Raw genomic sequence first — 388 nt, 5'->3', positions numbered from 1 at the left:
CGTTCTCGTCGAGATCCAGCAACAGCGGCGAGCAGTCCTTCATCATCGGGATGAATTGCTCGTAGCCGACCCACGCCGAGTCGAACAGGATGTAGTCACACAGCTGGCCGATGCGGTCGACCACTTGCCGGGCGTTGTACACGGTGCCGTCGTAGGTGCCCAGCTGAATGATCGCCAGGCGAAACGGCCGTGGCAGTTGCGCCTTGTCCGGGGCGACTTCGGCGATCAGTTCGCGCAGGTAGTCCTCTTCGAAACAGTGGGCGTCGATGCCACCGATGAAGCCGTAAGGGTTGCGCGCGGTTTCCAGATAGACCGGCGTGGCACCGGCCTGCAACAGCGCGCCCTGGTGGTTGGACTTGTGGTTGTTGCGGTCGAACAGCACCAGGTC

Annotated in this window: 1 pseudogene; it reads right to left on the bottom strand. The window is 62.4% G+C overall.

Features of this window, described 5'->3' with window-relative positions:
* Positions 1 to 388 (bottom strand): annotated as a pseudogene (locus ACM6G4_RS22525) (ornithine decarboxylase); the annotation flags it as partial.

The sequence above is a fragment of the Pseudomonas sp. IT-P258 genome (assembly GCF_949767825.1).
GTDB classification, from domain to species: domain Bacteria; phylum Pseudomonadota; class Gammaproteobacteria; order Pseudomonadales; family Pseudomonadaceae; genus Aquipseudomonas; species Aquipseudomonas monachiensis.
The sequence above is the reverse complement of the archived record's forward strand: the minus strand, read 5'-3'. Positions and strand labels throughout refer to the sequence as shown.